Raw genomic sequence first — 26,844 nt, forward strand, 5'->3', positions numbered from 1 at the left:
GACCGCGCCTCCCGAAAAGGCAACAAAGTCCTCAAACGCACCCTCTACCTCTCAGCGTTCGCGGCCCTCAAAGACCCGCTCTCCCGCGCCTACTACGACCGCAAACGAGCCGAAGGCAAACACCACAACCAAGCCCTCATCGCCCTCGCCCGACGCCGCTGCGACACCCTCTACGCCATGCTCCGCGACGGCACCGTTTACCAGGCCCAAACACCAACAGCAGCTTGACGAAGAACATAGGGACACTCTCAGTCGTAGCCGGAGTACCGGCAAACGCCGTAACGAGCGTTACTAGGGGAGGATGAGGTCGCCGTCCACGCGGCGCGGGATGCCCAGCGGGTTGCTGTCCACCAGCGCCGGGTGCAGGACCGACTCCGGTGCGTCCTGGTAGGCGACCGGACGCTGGAACCGGCGGACCGCCGTCGCGCCCACCGAGGTGAAGAGCGAGGTGGTGGCCGGGTAGGGGCCGCCGTGCTGCTGTGCCCAGTTGACGGCCACGCCGGTGGGCCAGCCGTCGAAGAGCACGCGGCCTGCGAGTTCAGACAACTGCTCCACAAGCGCGGAAACGTCCTCCCCCGGCTGGGCGTGCACTGTGGCGGTGAGACTGCCCGGTACCTTGGCCAGCACCGCCGACAGCTCCGCCCGGTCCGTGTATTCGATCAGCATGGTGGTGGGGCCGAAGCACTCTTCCAGCAGCTGCCCGGGGTTTTCCTGAACCATCGCGGCGGTAGTGGAGAAGACCACCGGGGCTGCACCGTTGGCCACGGCGTCCTGGTCCACGGTGCCGCTGACAACCTCAACACCCTGCACCGATGCAAAGCTCCGCAAGCCGTCCGGGTAGGCCTCGGCAATACGGCTGGTGAGCATGCCCAGGGCCGGCTTGCCCTTGCTGGCCTCCGCCACCTGTTCGGCGAAATCCGTTCCGGCCGGGATGAAGACCAGCCCGGGCTTGGTGCAGAACTGCCCGGCGCCCAGGGTGAAAGAGCCAGCGAGCCCTTCGGCCAGCGTGGCGGAGCGTTCTGCCAGCGCTGCCTCGGTGACCACCACCGGATTCAGGCTGCCCAGTTCGCCGTAGAACGGGATAGGCTCCGGGCGGGATGTTGCGAGGTCAAAAAGGGCACGGCCGCCGGGGATGGAGCCGGTGAAGCCAACGGCTTTGATGGCCGGATCCTGGACCAGGGCTGTTCCCACCTCGCGGCCGGATACCAAGGCGAAGATTCCTTCCGGCGCTCCGGCATTACGCAGTGCCTCAGCCACAATTTCAGCGGTCCGTTCCGAGAGGCGCAGGTGGCCGGAGTGGGCCTTGACGATCACGGAACAGCCCACGGCCAGCGCCGAGGCGGTGTCGCCGCCGGCTACAGAGAACGCGAACGGGAAGTTCGACGCCGAAAATACCGCCACCGGCCCAATGGGCCGGAGGATACGGCGAAGGTCGGGCGTGGGTGGAGTGGCGTCCGGGTTGGCGTGGTCGATTACTGCTTCGAGGTAGGAGCCCTCGGTAATCACGCGGGCGAACAGGCGCAGCTGGCCGGTGGTCCTGGCCACTTCACCGGTGAGGCGGGTGGTGCCCAGGCTGGTCTCGGAATCGGCGATCTCCACCAGTTCGGCGGCGTTCGCGTCCAACGCATCAGCCACGGCGGTGAGCCAGCCGGCCCGCTGGGCATCGGAGGCAGCCGCCGAGATTTTGGCAGCGTCCGTGGCCGCGGCCGTCAGCTCGGACAGTGAGAGGGTTGCAGTTGTCACGTCAGGTACCTGTTCTGTTGTGCGTTCTTCAGTGCGGCATGTCGCAAATTTACGGTGCGTCCCGGAAACGGAAGCCGAGCCCCGGCTGGTCCCCGAGCGTCACCCGGCTGTTGCTGAACCGGACCGGCGACGGGCCGGCCAGGATCCCCAGCTGTTCAAAGGATGCCTCCTCCACGTCCTCCACCAGGGTGGGCTCCGCGAGCGTCAGCGCCAGCTGCCCGGACAGCTCCGGGAGCAGGTGCGGCATCACCTTGATGCTGTTGGTCCTGGCCAGCTCAACAATGCGCCGGAACGGGGTGATTCCTCCCACCCGGATGATGTTGGGCTGGATGATGTCCACCGCTTCCGCCTCAATAAAATCCCGGAAGCGGTAGATGGTGTGGAGGTTTTCACCCAGGGCGATCGGCACCGGCGAGTGCTTGCGGAGCCTCCGGTAGGCCCACAGGTCGTCCGCCCGGATGGGTTCCTCGAGCCACTCGAGACTGTATTCGGACAGGACATCGAGGGCCCGGAGCGTGGTGGGCAGGTCCCAGCGCTGGTTCGCATCGATCATCAGCTTCCTGCCCGGACCCAGGACGGAGCGGACGGCGGCCACTCGTTCGGCATCCTCGCGGATGTCCGGCTTGCCCACCTTGATCTTTACGGCATGATGGCCCGCGGCGACCCACCGTTCGGTCTGGGCCACCAACTCGTCGAGGCTGTAGTGCAGGTTTACCCCGGAGCCGTAGACCTCGGCGGACTCCTGCCGCTGACCAAGGAACCCGGTAACGGAGGTTCCGGCGCGGGTAGCCTGCAGGTCCCACAGGGCCAGGTCGACGCCGGCCATTGCAATAGTGGTCAGTCCCCCGCCGCCGGCCTCGTGCAGCCGTTTCCACAGTGCGTCCCAGACCACCTCGGGATTGGCGGGCAACCCGGCGACGAAAGGGGCGATGTCGTGGTCCAGCAGTGCCTTAACTGCCTGGGGTCCAATGGTGGGCGTCCAGGAAAAACCGTGCCCCGCGCCGCCGTCGTCCGTGTGGACCTGCGTGACGATGACGTGGTTCTCCGGCGCCTCCACGCCCCAGCTGCGGCGCAGCGGAACGGTGATGAGCCGGGTGGACAGGCCCGTGATGCGCGGTACCGTGCGGACCGCTTCGGCAGCCAGGGCAGCCATCAGCGGCCGGCCAGCTCGTAGCCCTTGGCGAGGATGGCCTTCAGTTGCACGAGCTGCTCTTCTGTGGGATCAACCAGCGGCGGGCGTACGGACCCGACAGGCAGGCCGGCCAGGCGCAGGCCTGCCTTAATGAGGGACACGCCGAAGCCCGGAGTCTGGTCGCGCAGGCGGACCAGCGGAGCGTAGAAGCCTTCCAGCAGTGCGTTGCGCCGCTCTTCGTCACCCGCAATGTAGGCGTCGTAGTAGGCCTTGGCGATTTCCGGTGCCATGGCGAATGCTGCAGACGAGTACAGCGGGATGCCAAGGCCGCGGTAGGCGCCCTGGGTCAGTTCGGCAGTCAGGAGGCCATTGAAGAAGGCGAAGTCTTCGCGCCCCGTCGCGCGGACCGCGGACACGATTTCCTGGGCGAGGCCCACGTCACCAAGGCCGTCCTTGAAGCCGATGACCTTGGGGTTGGCGGCCAGCCGCGCCATCGAGGCCGCGGTGAACTTGGCGTTGCCGCGGTGGTAGACGATCACCGGCAGACTGCTGGCGTCGGCCACCGCTTCGATGTACGCAACCAGCCCGTCGGTGGGCCCGGTGACCAGGTATGGCGGCAGCACCAGGAGGGCGTCAGCCCCGGCTTCTTCGGCAGCGCGGGCGGCAGCCAGGGCGTGGCCGAGAGGTCCGCCGGCTCCGGCAACCACCGGCACCTTTCCGGCAACAACCTCGACGGCGGCCGTCACCACGGTGCGGACCTCCTCGATGCTGAGGGCATGGAACTCACCGGTGCCGCAGGCGGGGAAAACGCCTCCCGGCCCGAAAGGAAGGCGCGAGCTGATGTGCTCCTTGAGCAGTTCCACGTCCACGGCGCCTTCGGCCGTGAAGGGGGTGACGGGAAAGAACAGTACGCCGTCGAATTTCATGGTGTCTCCTTGGCTCCGCTGCCGGCGGTGACCAGCGCGGAGTTCTCGTCGTTGAGGGTGGGGTGGGACTTAAGTTCTGTGCGCCAGCTGCGCGTGGGCTGCCAGCCCAGGAGTTCCTGGGCTTTGGCGATGGAGAAGGCCGGGCTGGTGCCAGTCAGGCCTGCGCTGAGGGCTTCGCTTCCGGGCAGGAACCTGGGCATCAGTTCAGCCAGGGGTGCCGTGGCCAGGGCGTCAGCGGCGCCCACGAAGAAGGTTTCCCCGTTGGGGATGGACGGCATCTTCGCCAGCAGCAGGTCAAGGAAGTCCGCCACGTCCCGGGCATCCACGTAGTTGAACAGCGCGGGTGCGGACAGCGCGGGATCGGCCAGCCGTTCGGCGACGGTGTGGCCCTGCTGGGTCGGCGCGCCTTCCCACTCCTCCGGAGAAATCACGTAGCAGGGGCGGAAGGCCGCATAGCGGATCTTCTCGCCCTGTGCCGCGGCGAACGCCTGCACCGTCTGCTCCGCGATGAGCTTGGACAGCGCGTACGCGTTCCACGGCTTCGGCGGCGTCCGCTCGTCCAGCGGGAACGACGGCGGCAGCCAGCCCGCCGGTGAGCCATAGCCCAGCACCGTGGGGCTGCTGGCCGTCACGATCTTCGGGACGCCCACTTCCGTCGCTGCGCTGACCACGGCGAAGGCGAGCCGGGTGTTCGTGGCGAAAATGACGTCCTCTGGCGCGCTGAACGGTACGGCGATGGCCGCGAGGTGGATCACGGCGTCGGGCGTGGTTTCGCGGAGGAGGCGCAGCGCCTCGCCCGGGGCCAGGAGGTCTGCGGTTTCCTGCACCACCCCGGCCGGCAGCTGGTCAGCCGGAACGGCATCCCGGTCCACCGAAATCACGTGGTGGCCCTTTTCGGCGAGCCCGGCCACAACGCTGCGGCCCAGGCGGCCCGAGCCGCCAGTGACAAAAATCCTGCTCATGTTATTCCTTCGGGTCCGGTGCTGCGGTTACTTGCCGCGGCGGAGGTCGACGCCGAGATCCAGGTCCTCGATGCGTACGGGCAGGGAGGTTTCCAGGGAGCGGTTGCCGGCAATACCCACGGAGACCGAGCGGAGCCCGTCCAGGTAGCCGGACGGACGGCCCAGCGGGTCCTCGCCCGGGCCGTTGAAGAGGTCGGAGAGCAGGAGCTCGTCGCCGCCGCCGTGGCCGCCTTCGCCGTTGACGATCGGCACCTCGTAGGCTGCCTCCCAGTGGCGCTGGACCACCAGGCGTTCGCCGTTGCGGCGGATGGCGTCTTCTTCCTCGATGGGCGTTGCGCTGGGGTCAACCACCGTCTTTTTGTCCGTGCTGCTGGTGACCGCGGCGCGTTCCACAACCTCAAGCTCGGCCCGGCCTTCGGTGCCGTTGACGGCAACACGGTAGCCCTCCCAAGGGCTGTGGGCGTTCAGGGAGTAGCTCAGGCGCGGCCCGCCCTGGTACTCCACTACCAGCGCGAGGTTGTCCTCGATGGTGATGCCGCCGGTGAAGACGTCCTGGTCGCGCCGGTAGCCGTCATAGTGCTCGTTGTCCAGGAAGAGGGCCTTGAGCCGCTCGTCCTCGCGCAGGTCCAGGGTGAAGGGATCCTTCTCCGCCGTCGCCGGGGCATCGGCGTCGGGAGTGCCGCGCTCCGGGCGGGGGCCCAGGCCGCGCTCGGCGGCGTTCTTGTCGCCGTAAAACTTGAGTCCGCCGGAGGCGAAGACCCGCTCGGGGACGTCGTCGATCCACCAGTTCACCAGGTCGAAGTGGTGCGAGGCCTTGTGGATGAGCAGACCCCCGGAGTTCTTCTTCTCACGGTGCCAGCGGCGGAAGTAGTCAGCGCCGTGAACCGTGTCCAGGACCCAGCTGAAGTCGATGGAGGTGACCTTGCCGATCACGCCGCTCTGGATGATTTCCTTCAGCGCACTGTTGCGCGGCGAGTAGCGGTAGTTGAAGGTAACCACCACGTTGCGGCCGGTCTCGTGCACGGCCTGGGTGATCCGACGGCAGCCCTCGGCGTCGATGGTGAGGGGCTTTTCGACGACGACGTCCGCTCCGGCGCGGAGGCCCTCCACGATGTAGTCAGCATGGGTGTAGTCAGGCGTGGTGACGATGACGCGGTCGATGTTGTTGGCCTGGATGAAGGCGGTGAGGTCTGCTGGATCAAAGGAGGCGACGGGTCCCGGCGCACCGAGTTCCTGGATGAGCTGCTGGTAGAACTCCACCCGGCCCGGGTTCACGTCCGAGAATGCGACGAGTTCAGCGGTGTCGGCGTGCTTGCCGAAGATGGCCCGGATGTACATCTCGGAGCGTCCGCCGGTGCCGATCAGCGCGATGCGGGCCTTCCCGCCATGTCCGGCGCCCAGGGCTGTGGTGGTGTCAGCGGCTGTTGCCGCTCCGGCAGCAGTACTGGACTCGGCTGTGTTGACCATAAGGGTGCCTTTCGGAAGGTATTACCTGGCCGCGCCGGCGGCCTCTGACATTCAATCTGTGGCGCTCTGCTGCACCCGTCCAAGAAAGCGTTTTCTCAGATCACTAATAGATTTGTACCAACCGGAAGCGGTATCCGTCAACCATTATCAGCACTGAGAGAAAGCGTTTTCTAATCCTGTGGCCATCCCCGCTGGACTGGAGAGCAGAAAACTTGTGGGAAAACTTGGGAAAAGGTTAGAAATCGCTTTCCCGTTGCGTTATATGCTGGCAGTAGTCCGTCGGGCAAAGGCGGCAGGACCCTGCCACGGCAGCAGAAATACCATGGCAGCAGCACGCGCAGGGCTTCAGGCCCGCAGCGCCTAGGAAGGGACCACAATGGTCAGGAGATCGGCAACCGGCAGGATTGGCATCGCGGATGTTGCCGTGAAGGCTGGGGTTTCCCATGCCACCGTGTCCCGGGTCATGAACGGGAATTTCACCGTGGACCCGGATATCGCCGCCCGCGTCCGCGCGGCCGCTGCAGAACTGAAGTACCAGCCCAACCCGGTGGGCCGCAGTCTGGCACTGGGCAAGACCGACACCATCGGGATTGTGGTCCCGGACCTCGCGAACCCTACGTTCCAGGCAATCCTGCGCGGCCTGAGCCGGGCCGCCGCGCAGGACGGCTACCGCGTACTCATCGCCGACTCCTTCGAAGTGTCCAGCGAAGAAGCCATCCTCGCCGGCGAGGCCCGCCGGCGCTGCGACGGCCTGGTGTTGTGTGCGCCCCGCATGACGGACGCCGAGCTGGAGGAGATTGCGCCCTCCCTGAACCCCTTGGTGCTGATCAACCGGACCACGGCGGCGCCGGATGTTCCCAGCCTGGTGGTGGACTACGGACAGGGCGTGCAGGACCTCGCCGAACACCTCGTGGACCTCGGACACACACGCCTGGCATTCCTTGCCGGGCCGCCGCGCAGCGCCTCCAACGGCATGCGGCTCAAGGGCCTGGAAGCGTTTATGGCTGCCCATCCGCAGGTGGATGTCCGGATGCTTGAAGGCGGTTCCGACTTCGACACCGGACACGGTGCCGTGGACGCCGTGCTGGAAAGCGGCGCTACCGGGATCCTTGCCTTCAACGACTTGGTAGCCATGGGCCTGATGAGCGGGCTGCATGAGCGCGGGCTCGATGTTCCGGGCGATATCTCCGTCACCGGCTTCGACGACATTCCGTTCGCCAAATACACCACCCCGGCCCTCACTACGGCAGCCGTTCCCATCACCGAGCTGGGTGAGCAGGCCTGGCACCAACTCCGCGCGCTGATCCGCAAAGAGCACAACGACGCTCCAGGCAGCCGGTACCAGCCGCGGCTCCAGGTCAGGGCCAGCAGCGGGCCGGCCAAGGCGCCGCGCTCAACGGTGCACGGCTAACAGCCTGCTCCAAACCCCTGAAGTTTTGAGGCAGATATGCCGACTTGAACGGCATCCGAGTCTGCATATCTGCCTAAAAACCCGATGGTCAGGGACGGGCCGGTACCGTACCTCCGGAGGCCACCCCCGCCTCCTTGTAGTAGCCCTCGATATGGGCGGCAACAAGCTTCCCCGCCCGTTCGCCGTCGTCACTCCGAACGGCGGCCAGGATGTTGTGGTGTTCCGCCCGAAGGCGGCCTGCCGTAGTGTCCCAGTCCGGCAGATTGGCCGTGAGCCGGGACGCGTAGCCGGTGATGGATTCGCGCAGGGAGCCCATCATCGCGCTGACCACGGCGTTGCCGGCAGCGTCCGCAAGGGCCAGGTGGAAACGGACATCCAGGGCCAGGAACTCATCCACGCCTACCGCGTCGCCATCCATCTCCTCCAGGAGCCTGGCGGCCCGCGCCAGCTCCGGCGAATCCGCTCTGGCATGGGACACAGCCCAGGACTCGAGCAGCACGCGCGTTTCCACGATGTCCGCCACGGGCAGGTGCTGCGTGGCCACATGCAGCCGCAGGGCCGAGCCGAGTGCCGCCGTCGGATCCGAGATGACAACTGTCCCGGCGTCGGGGCCTGACCCAACTCCGGCCCGCACCACACCCATCGCCTCAAGGATCCTGATGGCCTCGCGAACCGAGGTGCGGGACACCCGCAGCTGCTCGGCGAGCGAACGCTCTGCGGGCAGCCGTCCGCCCACTGCCAGGCGCCCCTCGGAAAGCTCGGTCTCAATCCAGGTGAGGACAAGTTGGTGGGTCTTCATGGAGCAATAGTAGTTGATGTGGTTGGACCACATGCCCTAGAGTGTGGTTAGACCACAGCCGGTCCGTGCACCAAGGACCCTGCCCACGGCCCAACGGAGGACGCCATGACCCACACCATCCAGCCCAACAACCCGGAAACCACGCCTGCACCGGACGCGACCGACATTCCGGCCGCGCCTGCCGGGGCCCCCGCCGGGAGGCCGGCCGCCGCAGCCTCCGCCGTGCCTGCTGCGTTGAAGCGCCGCATTCCCAAATACTCGGACCTTGCTCCCCTCATGCAGTTCAAGAAGCCCGAGTTCAGCAAGGAAGCACGCCTCAAGCGGGCAATCACCATCTGGGAACTGCGCGACATAGCCAAGCGCCGCACCCCGCAGGCCCCCTTCGACTACACCGACGGCGCAGCCGAAGAGGAAATCACCCTGGGCCGCGCCCGCCAGGCTTTCCTGGACATCGAATTCCGCCCCGGCATCCTGCGGAATGTTTCCGCCATCGACCTCAGCACCGAGATCCTCGGCAAGCCCTCCCGCCTTCCGGTGGGTATCGCCCCCACCGGCTTCACCCGGATGATGCAGTCCGAAGGCGAATACGCCGGATCCCAGGCAGCCGAGGCAGCCGGCATCCCCTACACCCTCTCCACCATGGGCACGGCCTCCATCGAGGACGTTGCCGCCGCCGCACCCAACGGGCGCAACTGGTTCCAGCTCTACCTGTGGACGGACCGCGACCGGTCGCTGGAACTGATCGAACGCGCCGCCAAGGCCGGCAACGACACCCTGATGGTCACCGTGGACACCGCAGTGGCCGGCGCCCGCCTCCGCGACGTCCGCAATGGCATGACCATCCCCCCGGCGCTGACCGTTAAGACGGTGCTTGATGCGTCCTACCGCCCCGCCTGGTGGTTCAACTTCCTCACCCACGAGCCGCTCACGTTCGCCTCGCTCTCCCGTTACACCGGCACCGTGGCGGACCTCATCAACTCCATGTTCGATCCCACCCTCACCTTCGAGGACCTGGACTGGCTGCGCGAAACCTGGAAGGGCAAGCTGGTGGTCAAGGGCATCCAGACCGTGGAGGACGCCCGCCGCGTGGTGGACCACGGTGCCGACGGTGTGGTCCTGTCCAACCACGGCGGCCGCCAGCTGGACCGTGCGCCCATCCCGTTCCACCTGCTCCCCGAGGTCAAGCAGGCGTTCACAGCGGACAACACCGATGCTGCGATCATGCTGGACACCGGCATCATGAGCGGCGCGGACATCGTGGCCGCCCTGGCCCTGGGCGCCGATTTCACGCTGATCGGCCGCGCCTACCTGTACGGCCTGATGGCCGGTGGCCGCGCGGGTGTGGACCGCACCCTCCAGATCCTCGAGAAGGACATGGCACGCACCATGGCGCTGCTTGGCGTCAGCAGGATCTCCGAGCTCACCCCGGACCACGTGCGCCTGCTCAACAAGTAGGTCACACCCCAACTGACGGGGCTACTTCTTCCGGCCGAACTTGGGGAGGTTGGGGAGGTTCGCCAGGAGGTCGGCGGCCTTGGTGGCCGCCCGGCCCACTGTGCGGCCGATCTGCTGCGGGACGCTGTCGTCGCTGAGGGCGGCAGCCGTTCCGCCCGGAATAACGACGGCGGGACTCAGGTCGGCGCCGTCGGGCGCCAGGACACCGGCGGAGACAGCGTCCGCTGCCACGGCGTCGGCCGTGGCGTGTTCCTTCTCCGGTGCTTCCCGCCGCGGGGCTGGTCCACCGGCTCCTGCCGGGACGACGGGAGCCTCTTCCTCCGGATCTGCAACGCGCGCAGGGGCGGCAGGTGACTTCGCTGCGGGAGCTGCCGAGCCGACGTCGAACGTTTCAAGCCAGCTGGCAATCCCCTCCAGCGGCTCGCGGTTCAGCGCGTAATAACGCTTCTGGCCCTGGGCCCGCATGCTGACCAGCTGTGCTTCACGCAGGACCTTCAGGTGCTTGGAAATGGTGGGCTGGCTAGCTGCCAGTTCCTCCACGAGCTCCCCCACGGCCTTGTCCCCGGAACGAAGGGACGCCAGGATGTCCCGCCGGGTCGATTCCGCTATGACGGCAAATACGTCGTCTGTCACCATGCCTCCCACCCTAGCGACATATACGCCGAAAGGCATCAACTATTTCGCCGGGCCAAGCCATTGGGAAGCGGGCCGGCGGGAGCGGAATTTCAGTCGAACCAGGGGTCCAGACCGTGCAGCGGAAAAACTGCTTTGCGGGTAGCCATGACGGTCCGGTCTACGGCGTCATTGGGGTCGAATCCCACTTCCCAGGACCGCCACCACAGTTCCACGTCATCGCCCATGAGTCCCGGCGCCGAGACGCCGAACTTTTCCGCAACGTACGTCCGCCAGTCCTCCGGCACCGCGGTCCGGAGCGGCACCGGCCTGCCCGCGACGATGGCAATCAGGTGGCTCCATGCCCTGGGAACCACGTGCAGCACGTTGTACCCGCCGCCGCCGGTGGCAATCCAGCGGTTGTCACAGTAACGGGCGGCGAGGTTCCCGACGGCGGTGGCCGCCTCCCGCTGCCCGTCCACACTGAGGTTGAGGTGCGTGAGCGGATCCGTCCGGTGCGAGTCACAGCCATGCTGGCTGACGATGACCTCCGGCTGGAACGCTGCCACGAGCTGCGGGACCACCGCGTGGAAGGCGCGCAGCCAGCCGGCGTCGCCGGTTCCGGAGGGCAGCGCGATATTGACGGCAGTTCCTTCCGCTTCCGGTCCGCCAATCTCGTTGGCGAATCCGGTGCCCGGGAACAAGGTGAGCCCGCTTTCGTGCAGGGACACCGTGAGCACCCGGGGGTCATTCCAGAAAATGCTCTCCGTTCCGTCCCCGTGATGGGCATCGACGTCGAGGTAGGCGACCTTCCTGACCCCGCCGTCGAGCAGCCTCTGCACGGCGAGGGCCGCATCGTTATAGATGCAGAATCCGCTGGCCCGGTCGCGGGAAGCGTGGTGCATGCCGCCGCCGAAATTGACCGCATGCAGTGCTGAACCGTCCAGGATCTTTGACGCGGCCAGCAGGGAGCCGCCTGCCAGCCTGGCCGCCGCCTCATGCATGCCGGCGAAAGAAGGATCGTCCTCGGTGCCCAGGCCCCGCGACTCATCAATTGCGGAGGGATCATCGCTGACCCTGCGGACGGCTGCTACAAACTCGGCCGAGTGCACGGACTCGAGCTCGGCGTCAGTGGCGACATAGGGGGCTTCCACGGCCACGTGGTCCAGGTCGAACAGCCCCAGGCTGCGGGCCAGGCGGGCGGTAAGGTCCATCCGCTCCGGCGCCATGGGGTGGCCTGGCCCGAAATTGTAGGCGGTCATGTCAGGGCCCCACGCCACCGTCGTTGGCGGCGCGGGCTGGCTGAGACCCGGCAGAAATGTCATCAATCACAGGCTACCCGAGCGTGCAGCCTATCCCGCCCGGCCATTACGCGGGCATAAGTGGTTTACTACTGAGGGAAGCAGAACCAACCGAGGAAACGCCACACATGACGCAAAGCCAGTCGAGGCCCCGGAACCCGGCCAGCTGGCACCCCGCCGCTCAGGAGCGGGAGGGCCTCTGGGTCTTCACCCGGGTGCGGGATTTCATTGACGACATTGCCAACACCTCGCCGGCCCGGCTTGCGCTGACTGCATTCGCTGCCGTGTGCCTGGTGTTCACGTTCCTTCTCTCCCTGCCCTTCTCGTCCGCCACCGGCACGGCCACCCCGCTGCACCAGTCCATGTTCACCGCAGTCTCCGCTGTGTGCGTCACCGGCCTGACGGTAGTGTCGACGGCGGTCCACTGGTCCTTTTTTGGCCAGCTGGTGATCCTGATCGGCGTTTTTATCGGCGGCCTCGGCACCCTGACGCTGGCGTCGTTGCTGGCGCTGATGGTGAGCAAGCGGCTCGGCGTGCGGGGCAAGATTATCGCCGCCGAATCCATGAACAACGCCGGCCGCCTCGGGGAAGTGGGAACGCTGCTGCGGATCGTGATCACCACATCAGTGGTCATCGAAGGCATCCTGGCCCTGGCGCTGATCCCCCGCTTCCTGACACTGGGCGAGCCTTTTTTGCAGTCCGTCTGGCACGGCATCTTCTATTCCATCTCGTCCTTTAACAACGCCGGTTTCACCCCGCACTCAGACGGCATCGTGCCCTACGAAACGGACCTGTGGATCCTGGTTCCCCTGATGCTGGGCGTGTTCCTGGGCAGCCTCGGGTTTCCCGTGGTGATGGTCCTGCAGCAGAACGGGCTTAACTGGAAAAAGTGGAACCTGCACACCAAGCTCACCATCCAGGTGTCCTTCATCCTGCTCGCGGCGGGCACCTTCCTATGGGGGCTGATGGAGTGGGACAACGCCAGGACCATCGGCTCCATGGACTTCGGTGACAAGATCACGCATTCCCTGTTCGCCTCGGTGATGACCCGGTCCGGCGGGTTCAACCTCGTGGAGCAGAACCATATGGAATCCACCACGATGCTGCTGACGGACGCGCTGATGTTCGCCGGCGGCGGGTCCGCGTCCACTGCCGGCGGCATCAAGGTCACCACCATCGCCGTGATGTTCCTGGCCATCATCGCTGAAGCGCGCGGCGACGCCGACGTCAAGGTCTACGGCCGGACCATCCCGCAGGGCAGCATGCGCGTCGCCATCTCGGTGATCGTGGCCGGCGCCACCCTGGTTTCTGTGTCCGCATTCCTGCTGCTCCATATCAGCGGCGCTTCCCTGGACCGTGTGCTCTTCGAAACCATTTCCGCCTTCGCCACCGTGGGGCTCAGCACGAACCTCAGTGCCGAGCTGCCGCCGTCGGGCGTTTACGTCCTTACTGCCCTGATGTTCGCCGGCCGCGTCGGCACCGTGACCCTCGCTGCCGGCCTGGCGCTGCGCCAGCGCAGCCAGTTGTACCACTATCCCGAAGAGAGGCCCATCATTGGCTAGTTCCCCAGACGCCCCCCGGCGGCCCGCCCACAATGCTCCGGTGCTGGTCATCGGACTGGGCCGGTTTGGTTCCTCCACTGCCGAGCAGCTGGTCAAACAGGGCCGGGAAGTGCTCGCCATCGAACGGGACCGCAGCCTGGTGCAGAAGTTCGCCCCGCTGCTGACGCACGTGGTGGAGGCCGACGCCACCAACATCGACGCCCTCCGCCAGCTCGGCGCGCAGGAGTTCAGCTCCGCCGTGGTGGGCGTGGGCACGTCCATCGAGTCCTCGGTGCTGATCACCGTCAACCTGGTGGACCTCGGCATCGAGCACCTGTGGGTGAAGGCCATTACGCCCTCGCACGGCAAAATCCTCACCCGCATTGGCGCCAACCACGTGATCTACCCGGAGGCCGACGCCGGTGTCCGGGCCGCGCACCTCGTGTCCGGGCGCATGCTGGACTTCATCGAGTTCGACGACGACTTCGCCATTGTGAAGATGTACCCGCCCCGCGAGACGGTGGGGTTCACGCTGGATGAGTCCAAGGTCAGGTCCAAGTACGGCGTGACGATCGTGGGCGTCAAGTCGCCGGGCGAGGACTTCACCTACGCGCGGCCGGAAACCAAGGTCTCCTCCCGGGACATGCTGATTGTGTCCGGGCACGTGGACCTGCTGGAACGCTTCGCCGCCCGCCCGTAGCCTCGCCGGTGGGAACCATCGGCGGTTGAGCCTGAACATCCGCCGGTGGTTGAGCCTGTCGAAACCCCGCCTTGTCGCGCTTAACCGAGCTGCTTGGTGATCTCCGCTGCCCGGTCCGCTGCCGCGCGTGCGCCGGCGGCGATGATGGACGGAATCCCGCGCTCGTCAAAGGTAGCTATGGCGCGCTCCGTGGTGCCGTTGGGGCTGGTCACGGCTTTGCGCAGGGCCGCCGGGTCCGCCCCCGGCTCGGCGAGCATAAACCCGGCACCGGCTACGGTTTCCCTCGCCAGGAGCAGGGACAGTTCGGCATCGAGGCCCAGCTCCTGGCCCGCCGCTGCCATCGCCTCGGCAAGATAGAACGCGTACGCCGGTCCTGAGCCACTGATGGCGGACAGGGCGTCCACCTGCTCCTCGGGCACCTCAACAACGGTTCCTGCGCCCTGGAGGATGTCCTTGACCTTCTGCAGCTGTTCGGGCGTGCAGTTGGTGCCGGGTGAGACCGATACAACGCCGCGCCCCAGTTTGGCAGGGGTGTTGGGCATGGTGCGGATGACCGGTTGGCCCGCCGGGAGGGCAGCCTCCAGTTGGGCGATCGAAACGGCCGCGGCGACGCTCACCACCACCGTATCCGGAGCGAGGGAGGAGCTGATTTCGCGCGCCAGTTCGGCGATGCCCACCGGCTTGACCCCCAGAATCACGACGGCGGACCCCTTGCTGGCCTGCTTGTTGTTGTCCGGTTCCTCCTCACCGGCGATCGCGGTGATGCCGTGGTGGCGCTCCGCCAGTTCCGCGGCACGCTCGGCACGGCGGACGGTGGCCACGATGTCAGCCGGATCCGTCCCGGCTTCCAGCAGACCGCCGAGGATGGCTTCGTTCATGGACCCACAGCCAAGGAATGCGATTCGGTTGCTCATGGCTCCATCATTGCAGTTTGGCCGGGCGGCTGCCGACCCGCAACAGCAACGCGGGGTCAGATTCGGCCCGAAAACCCGTCGGGATTGGGCCGGATCTGACCCCGCGTCGCGCTGGAAAGATTCACAGCTGGCTCACATGTTGGGTGCAGGTACTTCACAACTAGCAGCCCTACTGTAGTTAGTACCTCATTGAGGGTGCGAGTGATGCGGCAGGCATGGGGATGCCTGCCAGGGCACCGGCGTACGCGACAGGTTTTCCCCCATTTTCCTGTCGCGGCCGCCGGTGCTTCCGCTTTTAAGGCGTCGCCTAATACATTTAGCGGGTTACGCTGCAGCGTTTAGACGGCCGCCTCGACGGCCGGCGACGCAACGTGCGGGGCCAGCTCCCTGGGCCCGGAAAAAACCAGCTGGTCGAGGCGGCGGAGGATGAGGCCTTCGCGCAGCGCCCACGGGCAGATTTTGATTTTTTTGAACTTGAACAGCTCCAGTGCCGCCTCCGCCACCAGTGCCCCGGCGAGGAGCTGGTGGGCCCGGGCTTCGGAAACGCCGGGCAGGTGGAGCCGGTCTTCAGCTTTCATGGCAGAAATGCGCTGCGCCCATACTCCGAGGTCGGAGCCGTGCAGCACGCGCTTGACGTAAGGACCTGCGGCGCTCGGGGCAGCTCCGGCAATCCGGGCAAGGGAGCGGAAGGTCTTGGAGGTTCCTGCGACGACGTTGGCCCGGCCCAGCCCGTCGAATTCCCGGACTGCCGGCTTGAGGGTGGCCTGGATGTAGCGCCGCAGTTCTTTGACACTCTTGGCTGTGGGCGGATCATCCGCAAGCCAGTCCCGCGTCAGCCTGCTGGCACCCAGCGGCACCGACGTGGCAACTTCCGGCAACTCGTCCTGGCCAAAAGCCATTTCGAAGGAACCACCGCCGATATCCAGGTTGAGGATGGGTCCGGCACCCCAGCCGTGCCAGCGCCGGACGGCGAAGAAAGTCATCGACGCTTCCTCGCTTCCCGTCAGTTCCTGCAGCGTGACGGTGGTTTCGTGTTTAACCCGCGCGAGGACTTCGGGGCCATTGGTGGCCTCGCGGATGGCGGAAGTACAGAACGCCAGAAGGTCCTCTGCCTTGTGCCGGGCCGCGAATTCCCAGGCTTCCAGGACGAATTCGGTGAGTTCGTGCTGGCCGGCGTCGCTGATGCTGCCGTCCGGCTCCAGGTACTGGACCAGGGAAAGCGGACGCTTGTGCGAGGCGAACGGCACTGGCCGCGCGCCGGGGTGGGCATCCACCAGGAGGAGATGGACAGTGTTGGACCCGATATCGAGGACGCCTAGCCGCATGCTGACATTATTCCCCGTCGGCGCGCTTGAAGTCGCGTTTGATGTTCGCGACACCTTCGGGGTTGATCTCAAAGCCGTAGGCTGCGCCCGGGTTGATGACCATTCCCAGCTCGTCTCCGATGTTGGCAATGATGGCCGCGCCCTGTGTGCCGAGGACGTTGGGGGCCGCGTTCAGGTACTGCTGGTCCACCCGGCTGGGGTGCGAGAAGACGGCGAGGACAGGTTCGCCCTCGGCGTTCGCGAGGACCAACGGCTCCACTTGGGAATCGACGCCCTCGATGTTGTCAGAGCTGACGATGTAGACCTCGCTGTTCAGGAAAGAGAGGATGACGTCCACAGGACTGGCATCAGGCTGTCCGCCCAGGGCGAGCTTCTCCTCGAGGTCGTTGAGCGGAGTCTGGTCGGCAATGCCGGGTTGTTCAGTCATGTACCTACATGATCACGTGGCGATGCCCCTTGCAAACACGATGGTTGAGCCTGTCTAAACCACGTTCGGTTTCGACAGGCTCAACCATCGGAAACTACTTCTTCGCCGTTGCCTTCTTCTTGGCCGGAGGCTTGCGGGTGGCGGTGCGCTTGACCGGGCCCTTGGCGCGCTTCTCGGCCAGGAGTTCAACAGCCTGTTCGCGCGTGAGTTCCTCCAGGGAGGTGGCACGCGGAACCGTGATGTTGGTGATCCCATCGGTGATGTAGGGGCCGAACCGGCCTTCCTTCACCACGATGTTTTTCTCCGACACCGGGTCCGGGCCGAACTCCGCCAGCGGCGGCACGGCGGCACGGGCGCCCCGCTGCTTCGGCTGGGAGTAGATCTCCAGCGCCTGGTCCAGCGTGATGGTGAAGATCTCCTCTTCCGAACCGATGGAGCGGGAGTCGGTCCCCTTCTTCAGGTACGGCCCAAACCGGCCATTCTGCACGGTGATCAGATTGCCTTCGGCGTCCTCCCCCAGAACGCGGGGCAGGCTCATGAGCTGCAGTGCCTCGTCCAGGGTCACGGACTCGACGGTCATCGACTTGAACAGCGAGCCGGTGCGGGGCTTGGCCTTGACCGGCTTTTTCGGCGGCTTGGGCTTGCCGTTCTTGTAGTACTCCACCGGCTGGGCGGCAATCTGTTCCTCGGTCATCTCCGGGATGATCTCGGTGACGTAGGCGCCGTACCGGCCGTTCTTGGCGACGACGGTATGCCCGGTGTGCGGATCGGTACCCAGCACCCGCTCTTCGGGAGCGGCCGTCTCCATCAGCTCAACGGCCTTGGCGGCGGTCAGTTCGTCGGGGGCGAGGTCCTCGGGCACATTGGCCCGCGCCGACTCCACAATCTCCCCCGTCTTGGGGTCCACGGTGGCGGCGGAGCTTTCAAGGTACGGGCCGAACTTTCCTACCCGGAGCGTGATCTCGTCCGTGATGGGAATGGAGTTGATTTCCCGCGCGTCGATCTCGCCAAGGTTGTTGACGATGCTCAGCAGGCCCGGATCGGAGTCCTCGCCGAAGTAGAAGTGCCGGAGCCAGGAGGCGCCCACGGCCTGGCCGTTGGCGATCTTGTCCAGGTCGCCTTCCATGTCCGCGGTGAACTCATAGTCCACATAGTCGCTGAAGTGCTGTTCCAGCAGCCGGATCACGGAGAACGCAATCCAGCTCGGTACCAGGGCGGAACCCTGCTTCCGCACGTAGCCGCGGTCCTGGATGGTGGAGATCGTGGAGGCGTAAGTGGACGGACGTCCAATGCCCTTCTTCTCCAGCTCAGCCGTGAGCGAGGCTTCGGTGTAGCGCGGCGGCGGGGACGTTTCGTGGCCGATGGCCGTGATATCTGCGGCGGTGAGGGAATCGCCCTTGGCCACGTTCGGCAGGCGGCGCGCTTCCTCGGAGTCGTCGTCGCCGCGGGTCTCGTCCTTGCCTTCCTCGTAGGCTGCCAGGAAGCCGGGGAACGTGATCACGGTGCCCGAGGCGGAGAACTCGGCGTCACGCCCGTCAGCAGCCACGGCACCCAGGCGGATGGTCGCCGTCGAACCCTTGGCATCAGCCATCTGGGAGGCGACAGTGCGCTTCCAGATGAGTTCGTAGAGCCGGAATTCGTCGCCGGAGAGCTGCTTGGCCACCTGGGCGGGGGTGCGGAAGGAGTCGCCGGCGGGGCGGATGGCCTCGTGGGCTTCCTGGGCGTTGGCTGCCTTGCCGGTATACACACGGGGTGACTGCGGGATGTACTCGGGGCCGTACAGTTCGGAGGCCTGGCGGCGGGCAGCAGTGAGGGCTTCGTCGCTCAACGCGGACGAGTCCGTACGCATATAGGTGATGTAGCCGTTTTCGTACAGCCGCTGGGCCACCTGCATGGTGCTCTTCGAGGAGAAGCGAAGCTTGCGGCCCGCCTCCTGCTGCAGTGTGGAGGTGGTGAAGGGCGCTGCCGGGCGGCGGGTGTAGGGCTTGGTGTCGACGGAGCGGACGGTGAACGAGGCGTCCTGCAGCCCTGCCGCCAGGGATGTTGCCAGCTCCTCGTTGAGGTGCGCCACGTTCTTGGACGTGAGCACGCCGTCGTCGTTGAAGTCCCGGCCGCTGGCCACCTTGGCGCCGTCCACAGCGGCGAGCTTGGCCTTGAAGGAGCCGGCGTCGGCGCCGAACTGGCCGGTGAGGTCCCAGTAGGAGGCAGCCTTGAAGGCCATGCGCTCGCGTTCCCGGTCCACCACCATGCGGGTGACCACTGACTGCACGCGGCCGGCGGACAGGCCGCGCGCCACCTTGCGCCAGAGCACCGGGGAAATCTCGTAGCCGTACAGGCGGTCCAGGACACGGCGGGTTTCCTGCGCGTCCACCAGTGCCGTATCGACGTCGCGCAGGTTGCCCATGGCGCGCTGGATGGCTTCCTTGGTGATTTCGCCGAACGTCATCCGGTACACCGGGACCTTGGGCTTGAGCACTTCGAGGAGGTGCCACGCGATGGCTTCGCCTTCGCGGTCCCCATCGGTTGCGAGGTAAAGTTCGTCGGCGTCCTTGAGCGCGGCCTTGAGCTCGGTCACCTTTTTCTTTTTGTCCGGGGACACCACGTAATACGGCTTGAAGTCGTGGTCAATGTCGACGGCGAACTTGCCCACCGAGGTTTTCTTCAGCTCTGCGGGGAGTTCGGACGGCTGCGGCAGGTCGCGGATGTGACCAATGGAGGCCTCTACGATGAAGCCCTCGCCCAGGTACTTGGCGATGGTCTTGCTCTTGGCCGGAGACTCCACAATCACGAGTTTCTTGCCGGTTTTGGCCTTGCTTGGCACGGTGCTCCTACAGAAAAAGGTTGCTCGGGCAGATGCGCCCATACTGGCCTAGTTCACCATATTTTGCAGAAATGTGCGCATCCATGTGGAAAAGAGGGGGGCCGGCGGCACAACGCTCCGCGCCACCGTCTGCGCCTTATTGACCGGCCGGAATCAGGAAGCCGTCCCGGACCAGGTTGGCTGCTTCGGCGAGCAAACCGCTGCGGAATGTGCCGGCGTCGAACCCGTCCTCCCCGCCCAGCAGCGCCTCCAGGGCACCGGCGATCTGGCCCGCCGTGAGGTCGCCGTCGCAGGCCGAGACAAACCCGGCGAGCTCGGTGCTGAGCAGGTTGGTCCGGCGCAAGCCGGCGCCCTGGCGCAGCAGGATCACGCCCGGATGCTCGGCGCCGGGGCGCTGGTGGCGTTCCTCAGTGACGTCGTCCGCCACCAGCAGGTGCGCGTCCCCGATGCTGTTGGCTGCCAGCCAGTCCTGGCGTTCCAGCGCCGCGCCCAGGTGCGGGCCGATGGGCTGCTCGATGGGGTAGCTGATCTCCTCGAACCGGCTGAAGCCCTGGCCGGAGCCAGCCGGCCGGCGCAGCAGCACCATTCCGAAGCCGATCCCCGCCACGTTCCTGGACTCGAAGTCTTCTAGGTAAGCCGCATACGCGTCCCGGTAGTGGTCCCGGTCCCGGGACTCGGAGGCGTCCCGCAGCCAGGTTTCGGCGTACTGCTCCGGGCTGACCAACTCCCGCTGGATGAACCAGGCATCCACGCCGGGAACCACCCAGGACTGCGGACGCTCCTGCCAGTCCGTGCCGGCCGCCACCTCCCAGTTGCCCAACATCTGGGCCGTGCCGCCCTCAGCCAGGACAGCCGGGAGACCGGCCACCAGGGCAGCCACGATGTCGTCGCCCGGCAGGCCGCCGTCGCGGTAGGTGAACTGCTCCGCGGCATCTTCCCCCGGGCTCCGTGGCGTGATGACGAACGGCGGGTTGGAGACCACCAGCCCGAATTCCTCGCCGGCCACCGGCTCCAGCAGCGAGCCCAGGCGCAGGCTCACCCGGTCCTCCAGCCGGTCCGGGTCCACCCCCAGGGGCTGCGCGTTCAGGAGGATATTGAACCGAGTGAAGGCAAGCGCCCGTTCGGAAATGTCCGTGGCCGTCACGTGCTCGCAGTGGTGGAGCAGGTGGAAGGCCTGGATGCCGCAACCCGTCCCCAGGTCCAGTGCGCGGTTGGTGTGGCGGCGGAAGGTTGTCTGCACCAGGGTGGTGGAGGCCTGGCCGATGCCCAGGACGTGGTCGTGCCGGAGCACGCCTTCCTGCTGGTGCGCAGCTAGGTCACTGGCCACCCACAGTTCAGCGCCGCCGCTGCCGTCCTCATTAGCGTCCCAGCCGTAGGGCCGCAGGTCGGCTCTGGCGGCCAGGAGCGCCGTGCCGGGAACGGGCTCCACCAGCCCCAAAGCCACCAGGCCTTCCGCGCGGATGCCCGGCAGGGCGGCGTTAAGCGTTTCCTTGGGCTGGGGCTCGGCGAGCAGCCACAGACGGACGACGGCGGCAAGCGCCTTGGCGCCCTCGTCCCGCCGGACCGCGCGCTCGGCAGCGAGCAGTGCCGGGATGGTCTGGTCGCGGTTCAAGGCGGTGTAGGCGGATTCGCCCAGGAGGTTCGCGACGCCGTCGAGCGTGTAGTCCACGGCGCGAAGGTCCGCGGCGAGTGCGGCGAGCAGGTCGGGAAGGTCGCTGCGGGGCGCGTCGGGAGTATTGCCGGCGGTGAACTCGTATGGGGATTCAGGCACCGCTCAAGTTTAGTGCGGCAGGTCCGGACCGGCAGGCGCGGGAACGTTGCGGGCCGCCGGACGGGGTAGCGTTGGGGTATGCCAACAACGCTTTCCGTCCTTCCGCGCGCCCGGAAGCAGCCCACCGGCCCAAGGCGCTTCCCGCACACAGCATTGGCGCTGGCAGGCCTGGTGTCCGTTGCCCTGGCGGGATGCTCACCGGTGGTGTCGATCGAGAACGCGGACGTGCCCCAGTGGCGGGCCACGGCCTTGCCGGCATCGCCGGGCGCCGTACTGGAGGACGCCGGGAAAATCCTCAACAAGAACCGGATCATCCGGGAAGCTTCCAATGTCAGCGCCGGCCGCTACACCCTGACGGCGACCTGCGAGGGTGGAGGCAAAGCGTTCTTCGCGGTGTCGCTGGACGGGGAAGACGTGGTGGATGCCGGAGCCGCGTGCAACGGCAGCAACGAGGTCACCAGGATCACACTGCCCAATACAGGGAGGCTGGAAATCAGCACCTCCAGTGTGGACGCGCCCCTCATCTACGCCTACCAGCTGATGCCCGCGCAATAGCTATGGTCCGCGGAGGCTTGCGGGCTTAAAGTCGGACTATGCCCAGTGTGCGGAAATCCTCCGCGCCCGGTCCGCTACGGACAGCCCCGGCGCCGCTGGCGCGGAAGCCTGCGTCCGCCGTCGTCCTCGGCCTTGTGCTCGCGGCAGGGCTTACGGTGGGCGGCTGCGAATACACCTACGACGACGGCCGCTGGGCCGATCCCGCTGATGCGGAGCAGACAGTGGCCCCCGCGCCTGCATTCACCCGCGATCCGCTGGAACGCGAACCCGTCAGCGAGGCCGAGCTGGAGTCATGGGTGTCCAGCAGCCTGCCCGACACCGGCGATCCCGTCATTTACGCGGCAGCCGGGCTGCTGGCGGCGGGCGAAACCCGCAGCGAAACAACCCCCGTGGTGAGCACCGGCACCTATGCTTTGGCTCTGGCATGCCGAAGCCAACGCCGTGTGAACTTCACGGTCCGCAGCAACGCGCTCACGCTGATTGACCTGGGGCTGCGGTGCGGCATCAACCGCGAGAACGTCATTTATCTCTCGGCCGAGACTGCCCTGACCGTCACTGTGGACGCCCGGACAGGTGCTAACTACGCGTACCGGCTCCGGCGCCTGTGATAGGCGTTGCGCTCCACAGGCCGTGAGCCCGGTCCTACGCCGCGCAGCCTTCGGGGCAGCGCAGGGTTTCCGGGCTGGAAGCGCATTCGGCGCAGTACAGGGTGAGGGTGCGGCAGCTCGGGTTGGAGCAGTTCTCGAATTTACTGGTGGGGGCCGAGCATCGGACGCATTGGCCAATGGTTTTGGCATCCTCGCTGAATTCCAGGTGCATACGTTTGTCGAACACATACAGCGAGCCTTCCCAAAGGCCCTGGTCCTTGAAGGTTTCGCCGTAGCGGACGATGCCGCCGTCCAGCTGGTAGACCTCTTTGAAGCCGCGGTTCACCATCAGGCTGGAGAGCACTTCGCAGCGGATGCCGCCGGTGCAGTAGGTGACCACCGGCTTGTCCTTGAGCCCGTCGTACTTCCCGGACTCGAGTTCCTTGATGAAGTCGTGGGTGGTGGCGACGTCGGGGACGATCGCGTCCTTGAAGCGGCCAATTTGTGCTTCGAAGGCGTTCCGGCCGTCGAAGAAGACAACCTCTTCCCCGCCCTGCTTCTTTGTATCCACGAGTTCGTGCAGTTCTTCGGGTTTGAGGTGCTTGCCGCCGCCCACCACACCGTTGTCGTCCACTTTCAGTTCGCCCGGGGCGCCGAAGGAGACGATTTCGTCGCGTACCTTGACGCTCAGGCGCGGGAAGTCTTCCGCACCGCCGTCGGACCACTTAACGTCGATGCCGTGGAAGCCCTTGTACTCGCGCGTGGTCTTGACGTACTGCTTCACGGCGCCGATTTCGCCGCCCACGGTCGCGTTGATGCCGTCTTTGGAGATCAGGATGCGGCCGGTCAGGCCCAGTTTCTCGCAGAGGGCACGCTGCCAGAGCCGGACGGCGTCCGGATCAGCGATAGGGGTAAAGCCGTAAAAAAGCACGATTCGGTTCAAAGCCACGTATTTAAGGGTACCGGCTTGGATTCCAGTGGCCTGTCCCGGTTCTGCCACGGGCGGGCGCCCAGGGGTGCCGCATCACAATTGCATAAGCTCAGGACTTCTTGCCTGCCACCCCCTGTTGCTTGTGATCGGGGTGGAATAGTCTCATCGCATGAGCCCGGAAACCATGGTTAACGACATCACTGGCCTTCTTGAAGTGTGGGTGGCCGGATGGGCTGGCTGTCGCGGTTACCGGACATCGTCGGAAGGCCGCTTTCCCGCCGCGCTCCGGTCTGATACCTCAGGTGAATGGGAATTTTTCGCGTCCGATCCAACGGACACGGAGTTTGCCGTGCTCGCGGCGAAGGCGGCGGAAGTGCCGGCCCGGGGCCTGACGATCCTGACGAACGACCTCGCCCGGTATTCGGAACTTGCCCGGCAGCACGGATTGAACGTCACTTCCGACACCCAGGCCATGATGATCGTGGACATGGAAACCCAGGACGCCGAGGATCCCTGGCTTTCGGATGACGACCTTTCCCTGGCGGCGTCCGAACGGGACGGTGTGCACTACGCGGAGGTGCGCTCCGGTGACACCCTGGCCGCCAGTGGCCGGGTTTACGTGGTGGGCGACACCGCGGTGTTCGACAAAATCATCACCGAACCGGCCTTCCAGCGGCGCGGCCTTGGCAGTTTTATCATGCGGGCACTGGCAGCCCAGGCGTTTGGGCACGACGTCCAGACAGGGCTGCTGCTGGCGTCCCTTGATGGCCAGAAGCTCTACTCGCATCTTGGCTGGACCACTGTTTCCCGGGTGCTGATGCTGTCCGCATCCCGCGACGGGGCCGATCTGTCCCTGAGTTAGAGCCTGGCGCATCTCCTTGAATTTCCTGGATTTTCCGCGCCTCCCCTGTTTCCCCCGAGGGCGAACCGGGCACGCCGAGCCCTTGGCGGGTGAAACAATATATGGGTGAACCCCCATGACTCCCTGATTCCGTTGCTGGGCCGCGGCCCGGACCCGGAACAGCTGCGTCATGTCCGCACCATCCCTGCCCGCAAGGCGGTGCACGAGCCGTGGCCGTCCTGGGTCCACCCGGATCTGGTTGCAGCCTACGGTTCGCTCGGAGTACAGCAGCCCTACCGCCACCAGGTGGAAGCAGCCGACATCGCGCACGGCGGTGGGCACGTTGTGGTGGCCACCGGGACGGCTTCGGGGAAGTCGCTCGCCTACCAGCTCCCGGCCCTGGATGCCATCCACCGTTCCGAGCTGCGGGTTCTTGCCGATCCGGGAAAGATCCACGACGACGGCGCGGTCACCCTCTATCTGTCCCCCACCAAGGCCCTCGCCGCCGACCAGCTCAACGCCATCCGGGCGCTGCAGCTGCCCACCGTCCGCGCCGAAACCTACGACGGCGACACCGACCCCGCCTCCCGGCGTTGGATCCGGGACCACGCCAACTTCATCCTGGCCAATCCGGACATGCTGCACTTCGGTATCCTTCCCAACCATGCCTGGTGGGCGGCCTTCTTCCGGCGCCTCCGCTACGTAGTCATTGACGAGGCGCACAGCTACCGGGGCGTCTTCGGCTCACACGTGGCCAACCTGATGCGCCGGCTGCGCCGGATCTGCGCGTATTACGGAGCCGGCACCTCATTCCCCGAGCCCGTATTCATCGCCGCGTCAGCCACGGCATCTGATCCGGACGTCTCCTTCGCCCGGCTCATCGGCGCCCCGGTGAAAGCCGTCTCAGAGGACGGGTCACCGCACGGTGCCACCACGGTGGCCTTCTGGGAACCGGCGCTGACCGAACTTCGCGGCGAGAACGGCGCCAAGGAGCGGCGGACAGCCGTGGCCGAAACGTCCGACCTGCTGGCCAACCTGGTGTCGGCCCACGTCCGGACGATTGCTTTTATCAAGTCGCGCCGAGGTGCGGAGACCATTTCCTCCATCACCAAGCGGCTGCTCGACGAAGTGGATCCCAGCCTCCCGCAGCGCGTGGCTGCCTACCGTTCCGGGTATCTGCCGGAGGAACGCCGGGCCGTGGAGAAGGCACTGCGCTCCGGCAGGCTGCTGGGTGTTTCCAGTACCTCTGCGCTTGAGCTGGGTATCGACATCTCAGGCCTGGACGCTGTCCTGGTTGCGGGCTGGCCCGGCACGAGGGCCTCCTTGTTCCAGCAGATCGGGCGGGCCGGCAGGGCCGGGCAGGACGCGATCGCCGCCTTTGTTGCCAGCGACGATCCACTGGACACCTTCCTGGTGAACCACCCGGAAGCCATCTTCGACGTCTCCGTGGAAGCCACCGTTTTCGACCCCGCCAACCCCTATGTACTGGGCCCTCATCTGTGCGCTGCGGCAGCGGAACTGCCTCTGGGGCCGGCTGAGCTGGACCTGTTCGGGGGCACGGCCGAGGCACTCCTCGACCGCCTCGTGGCACAGGGGTATTTGCGGCGCCGCCCCGCAGGTTGGTTCTGGACCCACTCCCAGAGTGCGGCCGCCATGGTGAACCTGCGGGCGGACGGCGGCGGGCCGGTCAGTATCGTTGATGCCGATACCGGCTCCCTCCTCGGGACGATGGACTCGCCCCAGACCCACTACCAGGCGCACACCGGCGCCGTTTACATCCACCAGGGCGACAGCTACGTGGTGGAGGACCTCAACGAGGACGATCACTGTGTGGTGGTCCGCCGCGCCAATCCCGACTACTACACCACGGCACGGGACGTCACCCAGATTGAGGTGCTGGAAACCCAGCGGACCGCCAGCTGGGGCGACGTTTCCCTGCACTTCGGCGACGTCAAGGTCACCACCCAGGTGGTTTCCTTCCAGCGCAAGGCCCTGATCTCCAACGAAATCCTTGGCGAGGAGCCCCTGGACCTTGGCGCCCGGGAGTTGTTCACCAAGGCAGTGTGGTTCGAAGTGGACAACCGGTCCCTCACCGCCGCCGGCCTCATCGAGGCACAGTTCCCTGGTGCCCTTCACGCCGCCGAACACGCAGCAATCGGTTTGCTCCCACTGGTGGCTTCGAGCGACCGGTGGGACATCGGGGGCGTTTCGACTGCCCTGCATGCCGACACCGGGGTGCCCACCATTTTTGTGTATGACGGGCACCCTGGCGGTGCCGGCTTCGCCGAGCGCGGTTTCGACAAGGCGAAGGTATGGCTGGCCGCGACGCGGGACGCCATCAAGGCCTGCGAATGCGAATCAGGCTGCCCCTCCTGCGTCCAGTCGCCCAAGTGCGGGAACAAAAACAACCCCTTGGACAAGGGGGCCGCGGTCACCCTGCTCGACGTCCTGTTGAAGGATGCCACCGAGGCCAGCGCCGAGAGCGTGGAAGCCCAGCGCTGACGCCTGGTTCCTTCGCCTTGCTCAGCCTGGATTCTGCTCAGACTGAATCCCTGCATATGCCTCAATGCTGGTTCAGATTGTCGCCCCGCTCAGATTGAAATCCTGGCTCCTTCCTTGCCCT

The 26,844-nt window shown here is 66.1% G+C and carries 21 protein-coding genes and 2 pseudogenes; 9 read left to right on the forward strand and 14 right to left on the reverse strand.

From position 1 onward, the window contains the following. Positions 1-228: pseudogene (locus tag BMX78_RS18325) on the forward strand (IS110 family transposase); the annotation flags it as partial. A 63-nt stretch (positions 229-291) separates the two neighbouring features. Here BMX78_RS18325 and BMX78_RS18330 read toward each other — a convergent pair. The 5 genes and pseudogenes from BMX78_RS18330 to BMX78_RS18350 form a co-directional block, all read right to left on the reverse strand. Then, positions 292-1,761, reverse strand: a pseudogene (locus tag BMX78_RS18330) (aldehyde dehydrogenase (NADP(+))); the annotation flags it as partial. 31 nt (positions 1,762-1,792) lie between these two features. After that, a complete protein-coding gene (locus BMX78_RS18335) occupies positions 1,793-2,896 on the reverse strand; it encodes a mandelate racemase/muconate lactonizing enzyme family protein (RefSeq protein ID WP_091422515.1) in 1,104 nt (367 codons plus the stop codon). Continuing rightward, a complete protein-coding gene (locus BMX78_RS18340; RefSeq protein ID WP_091422518.1) occupies positions 2,896-3,801 on the reverse strand; it encodes a 5-dehydro-4-deoxyglucarate dehydratase in 906 nt (301 codons plus the stop codon). Before BMX78_RS18340 ends, BMX78_RS18335 begins: the two co-directional genes overlap by 1 nt. Continuing rightward, positions 3,798-4,763 (reverse strand): NAD-dependent epimerase/dehydratase family protein, encoded by a 966-nt coding sequence (locus tag BMX78_RS18345; protein WP_091422520.1) that lies wholly within the window; start codon positions 4,761-4,763, stop codon positions 3,798-3,800. Before BMX78_RS18345 ends, BMX78_RS18340 begins: the two co-directional genes overlap by 4 nt. Before the next feature lie 27 nt (positions 4,764-4,790). Next, positions 4,791-6,230, reverse strand: coding sequence for a Gfo/Idh/MocA family oxidoreductase (locus BMX78_RS18350; RefSeq protein ID WP_091422523.1), 1,440 nt, complete (start codon positions 6,228-6,230; stop codon positions 4,791-4,793). A gap of 376 nt (positions 6,231-6,606) precedes the next feature. Between BMX78_RS18350 and BMX78_RS18355 the strand changes: the two genes are divergently transcribed. Next, a complete protein-coding gene (locus tag BMX78_RS18355; RefSeq protein WP_091422525.1) occupies positions 6,607-7,641 on the forward strand; it encodes a LacI family DNA-binding transcriptional regulator in 1,035 nt (344 codons plus the stop codon). A gap of 88 nt (positions 7,642-7,729) precedes the next feature. Here the strand turns inward: BMX78_RS18355 and BMX78_RS18360 are convergent, their stop codons facing one another. Then, a complete protein-coding gene (locus tag BMX78_RS18360) occupies positions 7,730-8,440 on the reverse strand; it encodes a FadR/GntR family transcriptional regulator (RefSeq protein ID WP_091422690.1) in 711 nt (236 codons plus the stop codon). A 105-nt stretch (positions 8,441-8,545) separates the two neighbouring features. Here BMX78_RS18360 and BMX78_RS18365 point away from each other — a divergent pair, with 105 nt between their 5' ends. Beyond that, a complete protein-coding gene (locus BMX78_RS18365) occupies positions 8,546-9,895 on the forward strand; it encodes an alpha-hydroxy acid oxidase (protein WP_091422528.1) in 1,350 nt (449 codons plus the stop codon). A 21-nt stretch (positions 9,896-9,916) separates the two neighbouring features. Here BMX78_RS18365 and BMX78_RS18370 read toward each other — a convergent pair whose 3' ends face one another. Together BMX78_RS18370 and BMX78_RS18375 are read right to left on the reverse strand one after the other, a co-directional pair. After that, the gene (locus BMX78_RS18370; RefSeq protein ID WP_091422531.1) at positions 9,917-10,531 is read right to left on the reverse strand and encodes an ArsR/SmtB family transcription factor; all 615 of its coding nucleotides are present in this window, start codon (positions 10,529-10,531) and stop codon (positions 9,917-9,919) included. Between the two features lie 89 nt (positions 10,532-10,620). Then, positions 10,621-11,832, reverse strand: coding sequence for an acetoin utilization protein AcuC (locus BMX78_RS18375; protein ID WP_091422535.1), 1,212 nt, complete (start codon positions 11,830-11,832; stop codon positions 10,621-10,623). 104 nt (positions 11,833-11,936) lie between these two features. Here BMX78_RS18375 and BMX78_RS18380 point away from each other — a divergent pair, with 104 nt between their 5' ends. Together BMX78_RS18380 and BMX78_RS18385 are read left to right on the forward strand one after the other, a co-directional pair. After that, a complete protein-coding gene (locus tag BMX78_RS18380) occupies positions 11,937-13,370 on the forward strand; it encodes a TrkH family potassium uptake protein (RefSeq protein ID WP_091422538.1) in 1,434 nt (477 codons plus the stop codon). 40 nt (positions 13,371-13,410) lie between these two features. After that, positions 13,411-14,049 carry a potassium channel family protein gene (locus BMX78_RS18385; protein WP_170850877.1) on the forward strand — a complete coding sequence of 213 codons (639 nt, stop codon included), beginning with the start codon at positions 13,411-13,413 and terminating at the stop codon, positions 14,047-14,049. Between the two features lie 80 nt (positions 14,050-14,129). On the opposite strand, the gene proC is transcribed toward BMX78_RS18385, so the two are convergent. The 5 genes from proC to BMX78_RS18410 all read right to left on the reverse strand — a co-directional run bounded on the left by proC (position 14,130) and on the right by BMX78_RS18410 (position 21,307). Beyond that, a complete protein-coding gene (gene proC, locus BMX78_RS18390; RefSeq protein ID WP_091422544.1) occupies positions 14,130-14,963 on the reverse strand; it encodes a pyrroline-5-carboxylate reductase in 834 nt (277 codons plus the stop codon). 338 nt (positions 14,964-15,301) lie between these two features. Further along, positions 15,302-16,288: a Ppx/GppA phosphatase family protein gene (locus tag BMX78_RS18395; RefSeq protein WP_091422549.1), complete on the reverse strand. Its 987-nt coding sequence runs from the start codon at positions 16,286-16,288 to the stop codon at positions 15,302-15,304. A gap of 7 nt (positions 16,289-16,295) precedes the next feature. Next, a complete protein-coding gene (locus BMX78_RS18400; protein WP_091422553.1) occupies positions 16,296-16,715 on the reverse strand; it encodes an SseB family protein in 420 nt (139 codons plus the stop codon). Positions 16,716-16,809: 94 nt separating this feature from the next. Beyond that, positions 16,810-19,536 (reverse strand): type I DNA topoisomerase, encoded by a 2,727-nt coding sequence (gene topA, locus BMX78_RS18405; protein ID WP_091422557.1) that lies wholly within the window; start codon positions 19,534-19,536, stop codon positions 16,810-16,812. A gap of 136 nt (positions 19,537-19,672) precedes the next feature. Then, the gene (locus BMX78_RS18410) at positions 19,673-21,307 is read right to left on the reverse strand and encodes a DUF7059 domain-containing protein (RefSeq protein WP_091422561.1); all 1,635 of its coding nucleotides are present in this window, start codon (positions 21,305-21,307) and stop codon (positions 19,673-19,675) included. A gap of 78 nt (positions 21,308-21,385) precedes the next feature. On the opposite strand from BMX78_RS18410, the gene BMX78_RS18415 reads away from it, so the two are divergent. Beyond that, entirely contained in the window at positions 21,386-21,862 is a 477-nt protein-coding gene (locus tag BMX78_RS18415) for a DUF6023 family protein (protein ID WP_091422564.1), read from the forward strand. Between the two features lie 38 nt (positions 21,863-21,900). After that, a complete protein-coding gene (locus BMX78_RS18420; RefSeq protein WP_091422566.1) occupies positions 21,901-22,470 on the forward strand; it encodes a DUF6023 family protein in 570 nt (189 codons plus the stop codon). A 34-nt stretch (positions 22,471-22,504) separates the two neighbouring features. Here the strand turns inward: BMX78_RS18420 and trhO are convergent, their stop codons facing one another. After that, on the reverse strand, positions 22,505-23,398 hold the full coding sequence (gene trhO, locus BMX78_RS18425; protein WP_091422569.1) for an oxygen-dependent tRNA uridine(34) hydroxylase TrhO: 894 nt from the start codon (positions 23,396-23,398) through the stop codon (positions 22,505-22,507). Positions 23,399-23,549: 151 nt separating this feature from the next. On the opposite strand from trhO, the gene BMX78_RS18430 reads away from it, so the two are divergent. Then, on the forward strand, positions 23,550-24,242 hold the full coding sequence (locus BMX78_RS18430) for a GNAT family N-acetyltransferase (protein ID WP_091422571.1): 693 nt from the start codon (positions 23,550-23,552) through the stop codon (positions 24,240-24,242). Between the two features lie 105 nt (positions 24,243-24,347). Beyond that, the gene (locus BMX78_RS18435; RefSeq protein WP_091422573.1) at positions 24,348-26,723 is read left to right on the forward strand and encodes a DEAD/DEAH box helicase; all 2,376 of its coding nucleotides are present in this window, start codon (positions 24,348-24,350) and stop codon (positions 26,721-26,723) included. Positions 26,724-26,844 lie beyond the last annotated feature (121 nt).

This window comes from Arthrobacter sp. OV608, assembly GCA_900110595.1.
Classification (GTDB): Bacteria; Actinomycetota; Actinomycetes; order Actinomycetales; family Micrococcaceae; genus Arthrobacter.

Bases quoted from the DNA above. Each gene is read 5' to 3' on its own strand.
- BMX78_RS18335 (WP_091422515.1), bottom strand. From the start codon at position 2,896: ATGGCTGCCCTGGCTGCCGAAGCGGTCCGCACGGTACCGCGCATCACG.
- BMX78_RS18340 (WP_091422518.1), bottom strand. From the start codon at position 3,801: ATGAAATTCGACGGCGTACTGTTCTTTCCCGTCACCCCCTTCACGGCC.
- BMX78_RS18345 (WP_091422520.1), bottom strand. From the start codon at position 4,763: ATGAGCAGGATTTTTGTCACTGGCGGCTCGGGCCGCCTGGGCCGCAGC.
- BMX78_RS18350 (WP_091422523.1), bottom strand. From the start codon at position 6,230: ATGGTCAACACAGCCGAGTCCAGTACTGCTGCCGGAGCGGCAACAGCC.
- BMX78_RS18355 (WP_091422525.1), top strand. From the start codon at position 6,607: ATGGTCAGGAGATCGGCAACCGGCAGGATTGGCATCGCGGATGTTGCC.
- BMX78_RS18360 (WP_091422690.1), bottom strand. From the start codon at position 8,440: ATGAAGACCCACCAACTTGTCCTCACCTGGATTGAGACCGAGCTTTCC.
- BMX78_RS18365 (WP_091422528.1), top strand. From the start codon at position 8,546: ATGACCCACACCATCCAGCCCAACAACCCGGAAACCACGCCTGCACCG.
- BMX78_RS18370 (WP_091422531.1), bottom strand. From the start codon at position 10,531: ATGGTGACAGACGACGTATTTGCCGTCATAGCGGAATCGACCCGGCGG.
- BMX78_RS18375 (WP_091422535.1), bottom strand. From the start codon at position 11,832: ATGACATTTCTGCCGGGTCTCAGCCAGCCCGCGCCGCCAACGACGGTG.
- BMX78_RS18380 (WP_091422538.1), top strand. From the start codon at position 11,937: ATGACGCAAAGCCAGTCGAGGCCCCGGAACCCGGCCAGCTGGCACCCC.
- proC (WP_091422544.1), bottom strand. From the start codon at position 14,963: ATGAGCAACCGAATCGCATTCCTTGGCTGTGGGTCCATGAACGAAGCC.
- BMX78_RS18395 (WP_091422549.1), bottom strand. From the start codon at position 16,288: ATGCGGCTAGGCGTCCTCGATATCGGGTCCAACACTGTCCATCTCCTC.
- BMX78_RS18400 (WP_091422553.1), bottom strand. From the start codon at position 16,715: ATGACTGAACAACCCGGCATTGCCGACCAGACTCCGCTCAACGACCTC.
- BMX78_RS18415 (WP_091422564.1), top strand. From the start codon at position 21,386: ATGCCAACAACGCTTTCCGTCCTTCCGCGCGCCCGGAAGCAGCCCACC.
- BMX78_RS18420 (WP_091422566.1), top strand. From the start codon at position 21,901: ATGCCCAGTGTGCGGAAATCCTCCGCGCCCGGTCCGCTACGGACAGCC.
- BMX78_RS18430 (WP_091422571.1), top strand. From the start codon at position 23,550: ATGAGCCCGGAAACCATGGTTAACGACATCACTGGCCTTCTTGAAGTG.